General features: G+C 69.4%; 13 protein-coding genes. 10 read left to right on the forward strand and 3 right to left on the reverse strand.

The features are described 5' to 3' along the window. Positions 1-94: 94 nt before the first annotated feature. From LYSCAS_RS00415 to LYSCAS_RS00425, 3 genes are all read left to right on the forward strand, one after another. Positions 95-1,702 (forward strand): carboxyl transferase domain-containing protein, encoded by a 1,608-nt coding sequence (locus LYSCAS_RS00415; RefSeq protein ID WP_213435093.1) that lies wholly within the window; start codon positions 95-97, stop codon positions 1,700-1,702. A 178-nt stretch (positions 1,703-1,880) separates the two neighbouring features. Continuing rightward, the gene (locus LYSCAS_RS00420) at positions 1,881-2,426 is read left to right on the forward strand and encodes a bactofilin family protein (RefSeq protein WP_213435094.1); all 546 of its coding nucleotides are present in this window, start codon (positions 1,881-1,883) and stop codon (positions 2,424-2,426) included. Between the two features lie 2 nt (positions 2,427-2,428). Beyond that, complete coding sequence (locus tag LYSCAS_RS00425; protein WP_213435095.1) at positions 2,429-2,788, forward strand: hypothetical protein; 360 nt, start codon at positions 2,429-2,431, stop codon at positions 2,786-2,788. Between the two features lie 4 nt (positions 2,789-2,792). Here LYSCAS_RS00425 and LYSCAS_RS00430 read toward each other — a convergent pair whose 3' ends face one another. The 3 genes from LYSCAS_RS00430 to LYSCAS_RS00440 are packed head-to-tail and all read right to left on the reverse strand — an operon-like array spanning position 2,793 to position 5,112. Then, a complete protein-coding gene (locus LYSCAS_RS00430) occupies positions 2,793-3,029 on the reverse strand; it encodes a DUF6587 family protein (RefSeq protein ID WP_213435096.1) in 237 nt (78 codons plus the stop codon). After that, on the reverse strand, positions 3,029-4,870 hold the full coding sequence (gene feoB, locus LYSCAS_RS00435; RefSeq protein ID WP_213435097.1) for a ferrous iron transport protein B: 1,842 nt from the start codon (positions 4,868-4,870) through the stop codon (positions 3,029-3,031). The genes LYSCAS_RS00430 and feoB overlap by 1 nt, the downstream gene beginning before the upstream one ends. Further along, positions 4,867-5,112, reverse strand: coding sequence for a FeoA family protein (locus tag LYSCAS_RS00440; RefSeq protein ID WP_213435098.1), 246 nt, complete (start codon positions 5,110-5,112; stop codon positions 4,867-4,869). Before LYSCAS_RS00440 ends, feoB begins: the two co-directional genes overlap by 4 nt. 103 nt (positions 5,113-5,215) lie before the next feature. Between LYSCAS_RS00440 and LYSCAS_RS00445 the strand changes: the two genes are divergently transcribed. The 7 genes from LYSCAS_RS00445 to LYSCAS_RS00475 are packed head-to-tail and all read left to right on the forward strand — an operon-like array spanning position 5,216 to position 14,003. Next, on the forward strand, positions 5,216-6,007 hold the full coding sequence (locus LYSCAS_RS00445) for an enoyl-CoA hydratase-related protein (protein ID WP_213435099.1): 792 nt from the start codon (positions 5,216-5,218) through the stop codon (positions 6,005-6,007). 11 nt (positions 6,008-6,018) lie between these two features. Then, complete coding sequence (locus LYSCAS_RS00450) at positions 6,019-8,028, forward strand: acetyl/propionyl/methylcrotonyl-CoA carboxylase subunit alpha (RefSeq protein ID WP_213437453.1); 2,010 nt, start codon at positions 6,019-6,021, stop codon at positions 8,026-8,028. Positions 8,029-8,030: 2 nt separating this feature from the next. Next, entirely contained in the window at positions 8,031-8,930 is a 900-nt protein-coding gene (locus tag LYSCAS_RS00455) for a hydroxymethylglutaryl-CoA lyase (RefSeq protein ID WP_213435100.1), read from the forward strand. After that, a complete protein-coding gene (locus LYSCAS_RS00460; RefSeq protein WP_244858607.1) occupies positions 8,927-11,389 on the forward strand; it encodes a sensor domain-containing protein in 2,463 nt (820 codons plus the stop codon). The genes LYSCAS_RS00455 and LYSCAS_RS00460 overlap by 4 nt, the downstream gene beginning before the upstream one ends. Continuing rightward, positions 11,382-11,891, forward strand: coding sequence for a GNAT family N-acetyltransferase (locus LYSCAS_RS00465; RefSeq protein ID WP_213435101.1), 510 nt, complete (start codon positions 11,382-11,384; stop codon positions 11,889-11,891). Before LYSCAS_RS00460 ends, LYSCAS_RS00465 begins: the two co-directional genes overlap by 8 nt. A 2-nt stretch (positions 11,892-11,893) precedes the next feature. Further along, positions 11,894-13,192 carry a metal-dependent hydrolase family protein gene (locus tag LYSCAS_RS00470; RefSeq protein WP_213435102.1) on the forward strand — a complete coding sequence of 433 codons (1,299 nt, stop codon included), beginning with the start codon at positions 11,894-11,896 and terminating at the stop codon, positions 13,190-13,192. Between the two features lie 40 nt (positions 13,193-13,232). Beyond that, entirely contained in the window at positions 13,233-14,003 is a 771-nt protein-coding gene (locus LYSCAS_RS00475) for an SDR family NAD(P)-dependent oxidoreductase (protein ID WP_213435103.1), read from the forward strand.

Consider the following 14,003-nt stretch of genomic DNA (forward strand, 5'->3'; position numbering starts at 1 on the left):
ACCCGCCTCGGCGGGTCTTCTTTTTTGTGGCGGCTTTTGGGCGCAGTGCCGCGGGCCGCTTATCCTCTCCGCTCTTTCGCCGCGCCGGACGTCCATGCCCGCCCTCGCCTCCAGCCTCGATCCCCGCTCGCAGGATTTCCAGGACAACGTCGCCTACCACCGCGCCCTGGTCGCCGAACTCGACGCCCGCCTGGCGCGCGCCGCCGAAGGCGGCGGACAGAAGGCCCGCGACAAGCACACCGAACGCGGCAAGCTGCTGGTCCGCGATCGCATCACCGCGCTGCTGGATCCGGGCTCGCCGTTCCTCGAGATCGCACCGCTCGCCGCCGAAGGCATGTACGACGACGCCGCGCCCGGCGCCGGCATCGTCGCGGGCATCGGCCGCGTGCACGGGCAGGAAATCGTGATCGTCGCGAACGACGCCACGGTGAAAGGCGGCACGTACTTCCCGATGACGGTGAAGAAGCATCTGCGCGCACAGGAAATCGCGCGCGAGAACCGCCTGCCCTGCGTGTACCTCGTCGATTCCGGCGGCGCGTTCCTCCCGTTGCAGGACGAAGTCTTCCCGGACAAGGAACACTTCGGCCGCATCTTCTACAACCAGGCGCGGCTGAGCGCGGAGAACCTCCCGCAGATCGCCGTCGTCATGGGCTCGTGCACCGCGGGCGGCGCGTACGTGCCGGCGATGTGCGACGAGTCGATCATCGTCAAGGAGCAAGGCACGATCTTCCTCGGCGGCCCGCCGCTGGTGAAGGCCGCCACCGGCGAAGTCGTCGATGCCGAATCGCTCGGCGGTGCGGACGTGCATACGTCGGTGTCGGGCGTGGCGGATCATTTCGCCGAAGACGATCGCGATGCGCTGCAGATCGCGCGCAACCTCGTCGCGCACCTCAACCGCAGCAAGACGCTGCCGGTGACCACGCAGCCCGCGCGCGAGCCGCTGTTCGCCGCCGAGGAGCTGTACGGCATCGTGCCGAAGGACACGCGCCGCCCGTTCGACATCCGCGAGGTGATCGCGCGCATCGTCGACGGCAGCGACTTCCAGGAGTTCAAGGCGCGCTACGGCAAGACGCTCGTGTGCGGCTTCGCGCACATCCACGGGTATCCGGTCGGCATCATCGCCAACAACGGCATTTTGTTTTCCGAGAGCGCGCTTAAGGGCGCGCACTTCATCGAGCTGTGCAACCAGCGCGACATCCCGCTCGTGTTCCTGCAGAACATCACCGGCTTCATGGTCGGCCGCAAGTACGAGAACGCGGGCATCGCGAAGGACGGCGCGAAGATGGTGACCGCGGTGGCGTGCTCGCACGTGCCGAAGTTCACCGTGGTGATCGGCGGCAGCTTCGGCGCAGGCAACTATGCGATGTGCGGCCGCGCGTACGGCGGGCGCTTCCTGTGGATGTGGCCGAACGCGCGCATCAGCGTGATGGGCGGCGAGCAGGCGGCGTCGGTGTTGTCGACGATCAAGCGCGATGCGATCGAAGGCGCGGGCAAGACGTGGTCGGCGGACGAAGAAGATGCATTCAAGTCGCCGATCCGCGACCAGTACGAATCGCAGGGCAATCCGTATTACGCGAGCGCGCGTTTGTGGGACGACGGCATCATCGATCCCGCGGACACGCGTCGCGTGCTCGGCCTGGGCCTCGCCGCTGCGTTGAATGCACCGATCGAGAAAGGCCGCTTCGGCATCTTCCGCATGTAATCAGTGCGCATGCGCGTGCGTATGCGATCGCACGCAATGTGATCGCGCGCACCGATGAATGGGCGACCGCGCGTCGGTTCCTGTCCGAACCCTGAAGCGTTTGCCCGCGGGGACGGCGTCAATGGCGTGTGACGAGTGCTAGCCTCCGGCTTCCCTCAAGCAAGCAGGACATTCCCCCATGGCCCTCTGGAAAGATCAGCCCGCCCCGGCCGCCAACAAGCCTGCCCCGTCGCCCGCCGCGTCCACCGAGGCCGCGCGCTTCCAACCCGAGACCACCATGCCGCCGTCCACTGCCCCCGCATCCTCCGCTCCCACCGCCGTCCCGACCGCCGCCCCGCCGCGTCCGGCCGCGCGCCAGGTCAACGAATCGCTGATCGCCGCCGACCTGACCATCGAAGGCAAGATCCACGGCACCGGCCATGTCCGCATCGCGGGCCAGTTCAAGGGCGACGTCAATGTCGAAGGCGACCTCACCATCGAGAAGGGCGCCAAGCTGACCGGTGGCGTGCGCGCGCAGAAGATCACCATCGCGGGCGAACTGGAAGGCAACATCGAATCCGCGCAGCGCGTCGACCTGCTCGAATCCGGCGTGCTCACCGGCGACGTCAAGGCCGCTTCGTTCACCGTGGCCGCCGGTTCGCGCATGCGCGGCCAGGTCGAGTTCGGCTGGGACGAGAAGGCCGGCAGCAGCACGACGCGCAGCAGCTCCACCGACAACGCCTGAGCATGAGCGCCCGCCCGGGCACGCCGGGGGCCACGCGCACGTGCCCCCACTGCAAGGCGACCATCCTCGACAGCGCCAGCGTGTGCCCCGCCTGCCGGGGCCACCTGCGTTACGACGATGCGGCCGTCGCGCGCGCGAAGACCGCCATCCAGCCGTTGCAGATCGAAGGCACGATCACGCCGCCGCCCGGCGACGCGATCTTCGAGTATTCGATGGTGTTGTCGATCCGCAACGCGCGCGGCGAAGAAGTCGTGCGCCAGGTGGTCGGCGTGGGTGCGCTGCAGCCCGACGAGCAGCGCACGTTTTCGGTGCAGGTGGAAATGACCGAAGCGACCGGCGCGAAGGCCCGCCGCAAGCACTGAACCGCTAGTGCGACGAACACCCGTCGCAGCCCGTGTCGCACCCCGCGCCGCCTGCCATCGCAGCCGGCGCGATCCACTTCCCCACTTTCCGCAACCACGCCGGGCGCGTGTCGCGCAGCAGCGGCAACGCGCACGCGATGCGCATGCGGCGCACGCCCTGCGGCCATTGTTTCTGCAGCACGAACGCCGCACTGGCGAGGCACGCCAGCGCGATCACGACGTATTGCAGCACCAGCGCCATCAGCCGGCTCCCATCGCCACGGCCACCTGGTAGGTGACCAGCGACGCGACGTACGCCAGCGCGAACAGATAGCCCGCGCTGATCGCCACGTGCTTCCAGGATCCGGTTTCGCGCTTGATCGTCGCGAGCGTGGACAGGCACTGCGGCGCGTAGATGTACCAGACGAGCAAGGACAGGCCGGTGGCGATCGACCACCCGCTCTGGATCAGCGGCGACAACGCATGCGCCGCGGCCGCATCATCCACCGAGGACAGCGCATAGACCGTGGCGAGCGACGACACCGCGACTTCGCGCGCCGCCATGCCCGGGATCAGCGCGATGCAGATCTGCCAGTTGAAGCCCACCGGCGCGAACACGAACGTCATCGCGTGCCCGATGCGCCCCGCGAAACTCTGCGTGACGTCACCGCCGCCGTTCGGGAAATACAGCAGCACCCACAGCAGGATCGTCAGCGCGAGGATGATCCCGCCCACGCGCTTGAGGAAGATCATCGCGCGCTCCCACAGGCCCAGCGCCAGGTCGCGCGGATGCGGCATGCGGTACGACGGCAGTTCGAGCAGCAAGGGATGTTCGGACTTGTCGCGGCGCCACTTCTTCATCACCCACGCCACCGCCAGCGCACTGACGATGCCCGCCGCGTACAGCGCGAACAACACCAGCCCCTGCAAGTTGAACCAGCCCACCTTCTGCGCAGGAATGAAGGCGCCGATCAGCAGCGCATACACCGGCAAGCGCGCCGAACACGTCATCAGCGGCGCGACGATGATCGTCGCCAGGCGGTCGCGCGGATCCTGGATCGAACGCGTCGCCATGATCCCGGGGATCGCGCACGCGAACGACGACAGCAACGGAATGAACGAGCGCCCCGACAAGCCCGCCGACGCCATCATGCGATCCAGCAGGAACGCCGCGCGCGGCAGGTAACCCGATTCCTCCAGCGCGAGGATGAAGGCGAACAGCACCAGGATCTGCGGCAGGAACACGATCACGCCGCCGACACCGGAAATGATGCCGTCCACGAGCAGGCTGTTGAGCGGCCCCGGCGGCAACGCGGCCGCGGTCCATGCCCCCAACGCCGACGAGCCGGCATCGATGAGGTCCATCACCGGCTTGGCCCACGCATACACGGCCTGGAAGATCAGGAACATCACCACGCCCAGCGCGAGCAAGCCGAACACGGGATGCAGCAGCCAGCGATCCAGCGCGTCGTCGATCTCCGCCGTGCGCCGCGGCATCGTCACCGCGAGCGCCAGCAGGCGACGGGTTTCTGCGTGCAGCGCCTCGGGATCGGCAAGTTGCGCCGCGTGCGGCGCCTGCGCCGCCGGCGACATGCGGTCCAGGCTCGCGACCAGTTCGCGCGCGCCATCGCGGCGCACGGCGATCGTCGGCACCACCGGCACGCCGAGTTCGCGCTCCAGCGCGCCCAAATCCACTTCGATGCCGCGACGCCTGGCCGCATCCATCATGTTGACCGCGAGCACCATCGGCCGGCCGAGCGCGCGCACTTCCAGCGCGAAGCGCAGGTGCAATCGCAGGTTGGTCGCATCGACGACGCACACGATGACGTCCGGCGCCGCTTCGCCCGGATAGAAGCCGCGGCACAGGTCGCGCGTGATCGCTTCGTCCAGGCTCGCCGCATGCAGGCTGTACGCGCCCGGCAGATCCAGCAGCGCGTAATGGCGGCCGGACGGCGCGAGGAAGCGCCCTTCCTTGCGTTCCACCGTCACGCCCGCGTAGTTGGCCACCTTCTGCCGGCTGCCCGTCAGCAGGTTGAACAGCGCCGTCTTCCCGCAGTTGGGATTGCCGACCAGCGCGACGCGCAGGGTCTCCGTGGCGCTCATGCGATCGCTTCGCGACGGATGAGCACGCGATCGGCTTCGGTGCGGCGCAACGCGAAGCGCGTGAAGCCGATCTGCACCAGCAGCGGTTCCGCACCGACGGGACCGGCAGCGATCACTTCCACCGCTTCGCCCGCGACGAAGCCGAGTTCGCGCAAGCGGCGCGCGATGGCGTCGTTGGGCATGTGGTCTTCGACGCGCTCGACGGCGGCGGCGATGCGGCGCGGAAGGTCGGTGAGCCTCACGGGAGGGGGTTCCTGGGTCCGGACGGGCAAATACGAATCGTTCTCAAGAATAGCACCGTGGCGGCCGGCTATCATTCGGGCCTTCCCTATTCCTGGTGGCGCGATGGCCGATTCCCTGCAGGTCCTCCACGAAGGGCCCCTCGCCCGCGTGCGCCTGGCCCGGCCCCAGCTCCACAACGCCTTCGATGCGGACCTGATCGCGGCCCTGACGGCGGCGTTCGAAGCGCTCGGCCGCGACCCCGCCACCCGCGTCGTCGTGCTGGAAGGCGAAGGCCCATCCTTCTCCGCGGGTGCGGACCTGAACTGGATGCGCGGCATGGCCGCCGCGGGCGAAGACGAAAACCGCGAAGACTCGCTCCGCCTCGCGCAGCTCATGCGCACGCTCGACACCCTCCCGAAACCCACGATCGCCCGCGTGCAGGGCGCGGCCTTCGGCGGCGGCGTCGGCCTGGTCGCCTGCTGCGACATCGCCATCGGCACGCGCAACGCGACCTTCGGTCTCACCGAAGCCCGCCTGGGCCTGTTGCCCGCGGTGATCTCGCCCTACGTCATCAATGCAATCGGCGCGCGCCAGGCGCGGCGCTGGTTCGCCACCGCCGAACGCTTCGACGCCGCCGAAGCGCATCGCATCGGCCTGCTGCACCAGCTCGTCGACGATCAGACCGCGCTCGACAACGCCGTGAAGCAACAAGTCGACCTGCTGCTGCAGGCCGGCCCGATCGCCGCCGCGACCGCGAAAGCCCTCGTGCAACGCGTCGCGCACCACCACGACGCCGACACCCTCGACGCCGACAACGCCCGCCTGATCGCCGCGTTGCGCGTTTCGCCCGAAGGCCAGGAAGGCCTCGCCGCATTCCTCGACAAGCGCCGCCCCGCCTGGACGGAAACCCGATGACCGATCGCAAGCTGTTCGACACCGTCCTCATCGCCAACCGCGGCGAGATCGCCTGCCGCGTGATCCGCACGTGCCGGCGCCTGGGCATCCGCACGGTCGCCGTGTTCTCCGAAGCCGACGCCGATGCGCAGCACGTGCGCCTGGCCGACGTGGCGTATCCGATCGGCGGCCCGCGCCCGCAGGACAGCTACCTGCGCGGCGATGCGATCCTCGAAGTGGCGAATCAATCCGGCGCGCAGGCGATCCACCCCGGCTACGGCTTCCTCAGCGAGAACGCCGATTTCGCCGATGCGGTGGAAGCCGCGGGCCTCGCCTTCATCGGCCCGCGCGCGGCGTCGATGCGCAAGATGGGCAGCAAGGCGGGCGCGAAGGACCTGATGCACGCAGCCGGCGTGCCCGTCGTGCCGGGTTACACCGGCGCCGACCAGTCGCCCGACGTGCTCGCGCGCGAAGCGGCGCGCATCGGGTTCCCGATGATGATCAAGGCCGCGCACGGCGGCGGCGGCAAGGGCATGCGCATCGTGCGCGCGCTCGACGAATTCATGGCCAGCCTCGAGTCGTGCCAGCGCGAAGCGAAGAACGCCTTCGGCCGCGACCGCGTGCTGCTGGAGCGCTACATCGGCCATCCGCGCCACATCGAGATCCAGGTGTTCGGCGACACGCACGGCCACGCGATCCACCTCAACGAACGCGAATGCTCCGCGCAGCGCCGCTACCAGAAGGTGCTCGAGGAATCCCCGTCGCCGCTGCTCACGCCGGAGCTGCGCAAGCAGATGGGCGACGCCGCCGTGGCCGCCGCGCGCGCGATCGACTACGTCAACGCCGGCACCGTCGAGTTCATCGTCGAGTCCGACGGCGACGGCAAGCCCACCGGCTTCTATTTCATGGAGATCAACACGCGCCTGCAGGTCGAACATCCCGTCACGGAGATGGTCACGGGCCTCGACCTCGTCGAATGGCAATTGCGCGTCGCCGCCGGCGAGCCCCTGCCGCTCGCGCAGGACGCGATCCGCCAGGACGGCCACGCGATCGAAGTGCGCCTGTACGCCGAAGACCCGGAAGCCGGTTTCCTCCCGGGCTCGGGCAAGCTCGAACGCCTCCGCTTGCCCGCGCAGGACGCGCACGTGCGCATCGATTCAGGCGTGGTCGCCGGCGACACCGTGACGATCTTCTACGACCCGATGATCGCCAAGCTCATCGTGCACGACGCCGATCGCCCGTCCGCCCTCGCCCGCCTGCGCGAAGCCCTCGCGCAATGCGAGATCGCCGGCCCGAAGTCGAACATCGAATTCCTCGAACGCCTCGCGCGCCACCCGGCGATCACGGGCGGCACGATCGACACCGCGTACCTGGATCGCCACCTCGACGAATTCCTGCCCGCACCAGAACTCGACCGCACCGCGCTGGCCGCCGCCGCGATCGCGCAACTGCTCGCGCAGGAACAGGCCGCGCGCGACGCGGCCGCCGCGTCCACCGATCCCACCTCGCCGTGGGCCATCGCCGATGGCTGGCGCCTGGGCCATGCCGGCAAGCGCGACCTCGCCTTCCTGCATCGCGGCGAACGCGTGCTGCTGGCCGCGCACGGCAGCGGCGGCGACTACCGCCTCGAACACGACGGCGCCACGATGGAGGTCACCGGCGCGCGCCTGGCCGACGGCGCCCTGAGTGCGCGTTTCGATGGCGATGGCCGCCGCTTCCTCGTCGACTTCGATCCGCACCGCACCGTCGTCCACGACGGCGCCCGCCGCCTGCGCCTGGCGCCCGTCGCGGTGTATCGTCCGGAGGCGGCCGCCGACACCGCGGGCGGCCACCGCGTGACCGCGCCGATGCCCGGCCGCGTCGTCGTCGTGAAGGCGAAGCCCGGGGCCGACGTGCGGGCCGGCGAGGAGGTCGTGGTGATCGAAGCGATGAAGATGGAGCTCAGCCTCAAGGCCCCGCGCGACGGCCGCATCGCCGAAGTGCGCGCGACCGCGGGCGAGTTCGTCGATGCCGATGCGGTGCTCGTGACGCTGGAAGCCTGACCATGGCCGCCGACGATTTCGTGCGCATCGTGGAAGTCGGGCCGCGCGACGGCCTGCAGAACGAAAAGACGCTCGTCCCCACGCCCGCGAAGATCGAACTGATCGATCGCCTCACCGCGACCGGCCTGTCCAGCATCGAAGCCACCAGCTTCGTCAGCCCCAGGTGGGTGCCGCAGCTCGCCGATGCCGCCGAGGTGTTCGCCGGCATCCATCGCAAGCCGGGCGTGCACTACCCCGTGCTCGTGCCGAACGAACAAGGCTACGACCGCGCGCGCGCCGTCGGTGCGGCGGAAGTCGCGGTGTTCACCGCCGCCTCCGAAGCCTTCAACAAGAAGAACATCAACGCCACGATCGACGAATCGATCGAACGCTTCCGCCCCGTCGTCGAACGCGCCAACGCCGACGGCGTGAAAGTGCGCGGCTACGTGTCCACCGTGCTCGGTTGCCCGTACCAGGGCGAGGTGCCGGTCGCGGACGTCGTGCGCGTGGCGCAACGCATGCACGCGCTGGGCTGCTACGAGATCTCGCTGGGCGACACCATCGGCGTCGGCACGCCGGCGAAGGCGCGCGCGATGTTGCGCGCCGTCGCGAGCGAAGTGCCGATGGCCGCGCTCGCCGTGCATTTCCACGACACCTACGGCCAGGCGCTGCCCAACCTGCTCGCGTGCCTGGAAGAAGGCGTGCGCGTCGCCGATGCGTCGGTCTCCGGCACCGGCGGGTGTCCCTACGCAAAGGGCGCCAGCGGCAACGTCGCCACCGAAGACGTCGTGTACATGCTGCACGGCATGGGCCTGCGCACGGGCGTGGACCTCGACAAGCTCGTCGACACGGGCCGCTGGCTCGCCGCACTTCTCGGCCGCGCGACCGGCAGCAAGGTCACGCAGGCTTCGGCCGCGGCGTGAGCGACGCCCACCTCCGCCGCCAGCTCGCCGAAGCGCAGGCCGCGCTGGAGGCCGAGCGCGACCGCTTCCGCGCCCTGTTCGACGCCGTCCCCGATCCGGTCAGCATCATCGGCTACGACGGCACCGTGCTCGACCTCAACAAGGCCGGCATCGCCGCGTACAAGCGCCCGCGCGAAGACATCATCGGCCAGCCGATCGAGACGCTGAACCCCGATCTCCCGCGCGACCACCTCGCGCCCGTGCTCGAAACGCTGAGCCGCGGCGGCACGTACGTGGTGGAAGTCACCAACATGCGCGCCGACGGCACCCGCTTCCCGGTGGAAGTGCACTCGGCGGGTTACGTCGACGAAGGCCAGCAGCGCATCGTCGCGGTCGCCCGCGACCTCAGCGGCCGCCATGAAGCGGAACTGCGTTACCGCGAACTGATGGAAGTGATCGACAAGGGCATTCTGGTGCGCAACGCCGAAGGCCACGTCACTTACGCCAACCCCGCCGCGATGCGGATCCTGAAGATCCCGGCCGGCGCGAGCATCGACGGCGAAATGCGCCCCGAGCGCTGGCGCGTGTTCGACGAACACGGCGTGCCGTTGGCGGACCAGGAACTGCCGTCGTTCCGCGCATTGCGCACCGGCCAGCTCTCGCCGAGTCGCGTGTGCGGCTTCCTCAATCTCGAAACGCGCCGGTTGGCGTGGCTGTCGATCACCTCCGTGCCGCAGTTCGCGCCGGGCGCCGATCGCCCGCACCAGGTGCTCTCGCTGTTCTCCGATGTCACCGGCTTCAAGCGCGACGTCACGCTGTTCGACCGCGTGCAGGACCTGGCGCACATCGGCGGCTGGGAATGGGATGCCGTCAGCGACCACGTCTACCTCACCAACGAAGCGCAGCGCGTGCTCGGCCTGGATCGCGCCACCGGCAACATGGTGCAGCTGCAATCGCGCCTGCGCGATCCCGAACGCAAGCGCTTCCAGGAAGCGCTGGCGCGCGCGGTGGAGCACGGCGAAAGCTTCGAGCTCGACCTGCAGGGCATCCGCGCCGACGGCCACACGTTGTGGGTGCGCATCATCGGCGAGAGCGAGCGCCACGATCCCACCGGCACGCGCGTCAGCGGCACGCTGCAGGACATCACCGAACACCGGCAGGCGGAAGAAACGCTGCGCGTGCAGGCGCGCACCGATCCGCTGACGATGCTGCTCAACCGCGACGCGGTGCTGGAAGAACTGGAAGCGCGCCTGTCCGATCCCGCGCAGTCCGGCGTGGCGGTGCTGTACATCGACCTCGACCGCTTCAAGGTGGTCAACGACGTGCTGGGCCACGCGGCCGGCGACCAGGTGATCGCCAACGCCGCGCGCCGCATCCAGCAGGCCGTGTCCACCGAAGGGCTGATCGCGCGCTTCGGCGGCGACGAATTCCTCGTGGTCTGCGCCACCGGCGACGACATCGGGCGCCCGCAACGCCTGGCCGCCGCGATCCTCGGCGCGTTCGGCGAAAGCTTCCGCATGGCCGGCGAGGAATTCAGCATCACCGCGAGCATCGGCATCGCGCGCGCGCCCGAACACGGCGATCGCCCGCAGGCGCTGATCCAGAACGCTGACGTGGCGATGTACGACAGCAAGCGCCGCGCGCGCAACGGCTGGCAGGATTTCAGCCAGGCGCTCGCCGAACAGCAGCAGCACCGCCTGCAGATGGAAACGCACCTGCGCCGCGCGGTGGACAACCGCGAGTTCAAGCTGGTCTACCAGCCGCAGGTGGACCTGGTGTCGGGCCGCACCGTCGGCGCCGAAGCGCTGATCCGCTGGCGCAACGACACGCTGGGCGAAATGCGCCCGGACCATTTCATCGGGCACGCGGAAAACACCGGCGACATCGTGCGCATCGGCGGCTGGGTGCTGCGCGAAGCGTGCCAGCAGATGCGGCGCTGGCGTGACGACGGCCTGCCGATCGTGCGCATCGCGGTCAACGTCTCGTATCGCCAGTTCCTGGCCGAAGATTTGTCGGAAACCGTGGCCGAAGCGCTCGCGAGCGCCGGCCTGCCGGGCGATGCGCTGGAACTGGAATTCACCGAACGCGTGCTGATCGAGGACGCGCCCGACACGCTGTCCACGTTCGCCGCGTTGCGCATGCTCGGCGTGGTGCTGAGCATCGACGACTTCGGCGAAGGCTACAGCGCGCTCAACTATTTGCGCCGCCTGCCGATCCACGGCTTGAAGCTGAGCCAGTTGTTCCTGCAGGGCGTGCCGCACAACGGCTCGGACGTCGCGATCTGCCAGGCCGTGGCCGGCATCGCGCAGAGCCTCGGCCTGGGCCTCGTCGCCGAAGGCATCGAGAACGAAGCGCAGCGCCAGTTCCTCATCCGGCTGGGCGTCCACATCGGCCAGGGCTTCCTGTTCGCACCGGGCCTGGCCCCGGAAGAACTCGCCCTGCGCATCCAACGCGAACACGAGTCCACCGCACATGCCTGAAGCCGCCCCGCACGCCACGCCCATCGTGTCCATCCGCCCCATCGAGGCGCGCGACGACGCGCGCATGGCACAGATCATCCGCACCGTGATGCCGGAGTTCGGCGCGTGCGGCGATGGCTTCGCGATCAACGATCCGGAAGTCGATTACATGACGCGCGCCTACGCGGCGCCGCGTTGCGCGTACTGGGTGGTCGAACGCAACGGGGTCGTCGAAGGCGGCGGGGGCGTCGCGCCGCTCGAAGGCGCGGAGGCGGACGTGTGCGAGTTGCGCAAGATGTATTTTCTGTCGTCGATGCGCGGCTTGGGCGCCGGCGCAATGGTGATGGAACGCGCGCTCGCCGCCGCGCGCGAGTTCGGCTTCAAGCGCTGCTACCTCGAAACGCTCACCGGCATGGACGCGGCGATGCGCCTGTACGAACGCACCGGCTTCCGCCGCATCGACGCGCCGATGGGCGCGACGGGCCACGGCGGTTGCAACACGTTCTACCTGCTGGAGCTCTGACGATGCGTCGCCTGCTCGGTGCCTGCCTTGCGTTGCTGGCCTTTGCCGCGAATGCGGCGGAGGCGCCGAAGCCGGCGTACGTGCTGCAACCCGATCGCGTGTGGACCGGCGAAGGCGCGGCGCATGCGGGCTGGGTGGTCGTGGTGCGGGACGGCGCGATCGTCAGCGTCGGCCCCGACACCGCGGCGATGCCCGCCGACGCCCAACGCATCGCCCTGCCCGGCACCACGCTCGTGCCCGGCCTGATCGACCTGCATTCGCACCTGTTCCTGCATCCGTACAACGAAACCTCGTGGAACGACCAGGTCCTCAAGGAACCCGAAGCCGAACGCACGTTGCGCGCCGCGCGCCATGCGCACGACACATTGCAGGCCGGCTTCACCACGCTGCGCGACCTCGGCACCGAAGGCGCGAACTTCGACGACGTCGCGATCAAGCACGCGATCGAAACGGGCCTCATCGATGGCCCGCGCCTGTTCGTCGCGACGAAGGCGATCGTCGCCACCGCGAGTTACGGCCCCGGCCCGCGCGGTTTCCGTTCCGACCTGGACCTGCCCAGCGGCGCGCAGGAAGTCAGCGGCGTCGACGCCGGCATCCGCGCGGTGCGCGAACAGGCCGGCCACGGCGCGGACTGGATCAAGCTGTACACCGACTACCGCATCGGCGCGGACGGCAGCACGCAACCCACGTTCACCGCCGCCGAACTCAAGGCGATGGTGGACGCCGCGCACCTGTCCGGCCGCCCCGTCGCCGCGCATGCGATGAGCGATGCCGGCATGCGCATGGCGATCGATGCGGGCGTGGACACGATCGAACACGGCTACCAGGGCTCGGATGCCACGTTCCGCCGCATGCGCGAACGCGGCATCGCCTGGTTGCCCACGCTCACCGCGGCCGAGGCCTACGGCGTGTACTTCGAACACTACGTGCCCGGCACCTCGCCGCCGACGGAATCGATGCGCGATGTCGCGGCCGCCTTCGCCCGCGCGCGCAAGGCCGGCACCACGATCGCCTGCGGCAGCGACGTGGGCGTGTTCCCCCACGGCGACAACGCGCGCGAACCCGAATGGCTGGTGCGCGTGGGCATGACGCCCGTCGAAGCGCTGGCCGCCTGCACGCGCGTGGCCGCCAGGGTGCTGAAGCAGGACGGCCGCTTCGGCACCATCGCCCCCGGCCTGCGCGCGGACCTGGCCGCCTTCACCGGCGACCCCACGCAGGACATCACGGCGCTCAAGCACCCGGTGTTCGTGATGAAGGATGGCGTGGTGGCACGCTCCCCGGGAACCGCCCCGGCCCCGTGACGGGCTAAAATCGCGGCCTTTCCGCCCCCGGGATCCTCCCATGCAGCTTTCCGCAACCCGCGCCATCGTCACCGGTGGCGTTTCCGGCCTCGGCTTCGCCGTCGCCCAGCACCTCGTCGCCCAGGGCGCGAAGGTCGCGTTGTTCGACGTCAACGACGAGAAAGGCGCGGCCGCCGTCGCGCAGCTGGGCGAAGGCAAGGCCCGCTTCTTCAAGACCGACGTGAGCGACGAAGCCGGCGTGGTCGCCAACGTCGCCGCCGCGAAGGACTTCCTCGGCGGGCTCAACGTCGCGATCAACTGCGCCGGCATCCTCGGCGCGGGCCGCGTGCTCGGCAAGGAAGGCCCGATGCCGCTGTCGCAGTTCCAGACCACCGTGATGGTCAACCTCATCGGCAGCTTCAACGTCGCCAAGGCGGCCGCGCAGCTCATGCAGTCCAACGAAGCCGGCACCGACGGCGAGCGCGGCGTGATCATCAACACCGCCTCGGTCGCCGCCTACGAAGGCCAGATCGGCCAGGCCGCTTACTCCGCGTCGAAGGGCGGCGTGGTCGCCATGACGCTGCCCATGGCGCGCGAACTCGCGCGCTTCGGCATCCGCGTCATGACGATCGCCCCCGGCATCTTCTGGACGCCGATGGTCGACGGCATGCCCGAAGCGGTGCAGCAGTCGCTGGCCGCCTCCATCCCGTTCCCGTCGCGCCTGGGCAAGCCGGAGGAATTCGCGGACCTGGTCGCGTACATCCTCGGCAACACGTACTTGAACGGCGAAACCATCCGACTCGACGGCGCCACGCGCCTCGCACCGAAGTGA

The organism is Noviluteimonas caseinilytica, from assembly GCF_018406605.1.
Taxonomy (GTDB): Bacteria; Pseudomonadota; Gammaproteobacteria; order Xanthomonadales; family Xanthomonadaceae; genus Noviluteimonas; species Noviluteimonas caseinilytica.

Coding starts and splice junctions, on each gene's coding strand:
- LYSCAS_RS00425 (WP_213435095.1), top strand. CDS start 2,429: ATGAGCGCCCGCCCGGGCACGCCGGGGGCCACGCGCACGTGCCCCCAC.
- LYSCAS_RS00475 (WP_213435103.1), top strand. CDS start 13,233: ATGCAGCTTTCCGCAACCCGCGCCATCGTCACCGGTGGCGTTTCCGGC.
- LYSCAS_RS00445 (WP_213435099.1), top strand. CDS start 5,216: ATGGCCGATTCCCTGCAGGTCCTCCACGAAGGGCCCCTCGCCCGCGTG.
- LYSCAS_RS00415 (WP_213435093.1), top strand. CDS start 95: ATGCCCGCCCTCGCCTCCAGCCTCGATCCCCGCTCGCAGGATTTCCAG.
- feoB (WP_213435097.1), bottom strand. CDS start 4,870: ATGAGCGCCACGGAGACCCTGCGCGTCGCGCTGGTCGGCAATCCCAAC.
- LYSCAS_RS00465 (WP_213435101.1), top strand. CDS start 11,382: ATGCCTGAAGCCGCCCCGCACGCCACGCCCATCGTGTCCATCCGCCCC.
- LYSCAS_RS00420 (WP_213435094.1), top strand. CDS start 1,881: ATGGCCCTCTGGAAAGATCAGCCCGCCCCGGCCGCCAACAAGCCTGCC.
- LYSCAS_RS00470 (WP_213435102.1), top strand. CDS start 11,894: ATGCGTCGCCTGCTCGGTGCCTGCCTTGCGTTGCTGGCCTTTGCCGCG.
- LYSCAS_RS00455 (WP_213435100.1), top strand. CDS start 8,031: ATGGCCGCCGACGATTTCGTGCGCATCGTGGAAGTCGGGCCGCGCGAC.
- LYSCAS_RS00430 (WP_213435096.1), bottom strand. CDS start 3,029: ATGGCGCTGGTGCTGCAATACGTCGTGATCGCGCTGGCGTGCCTCGCC.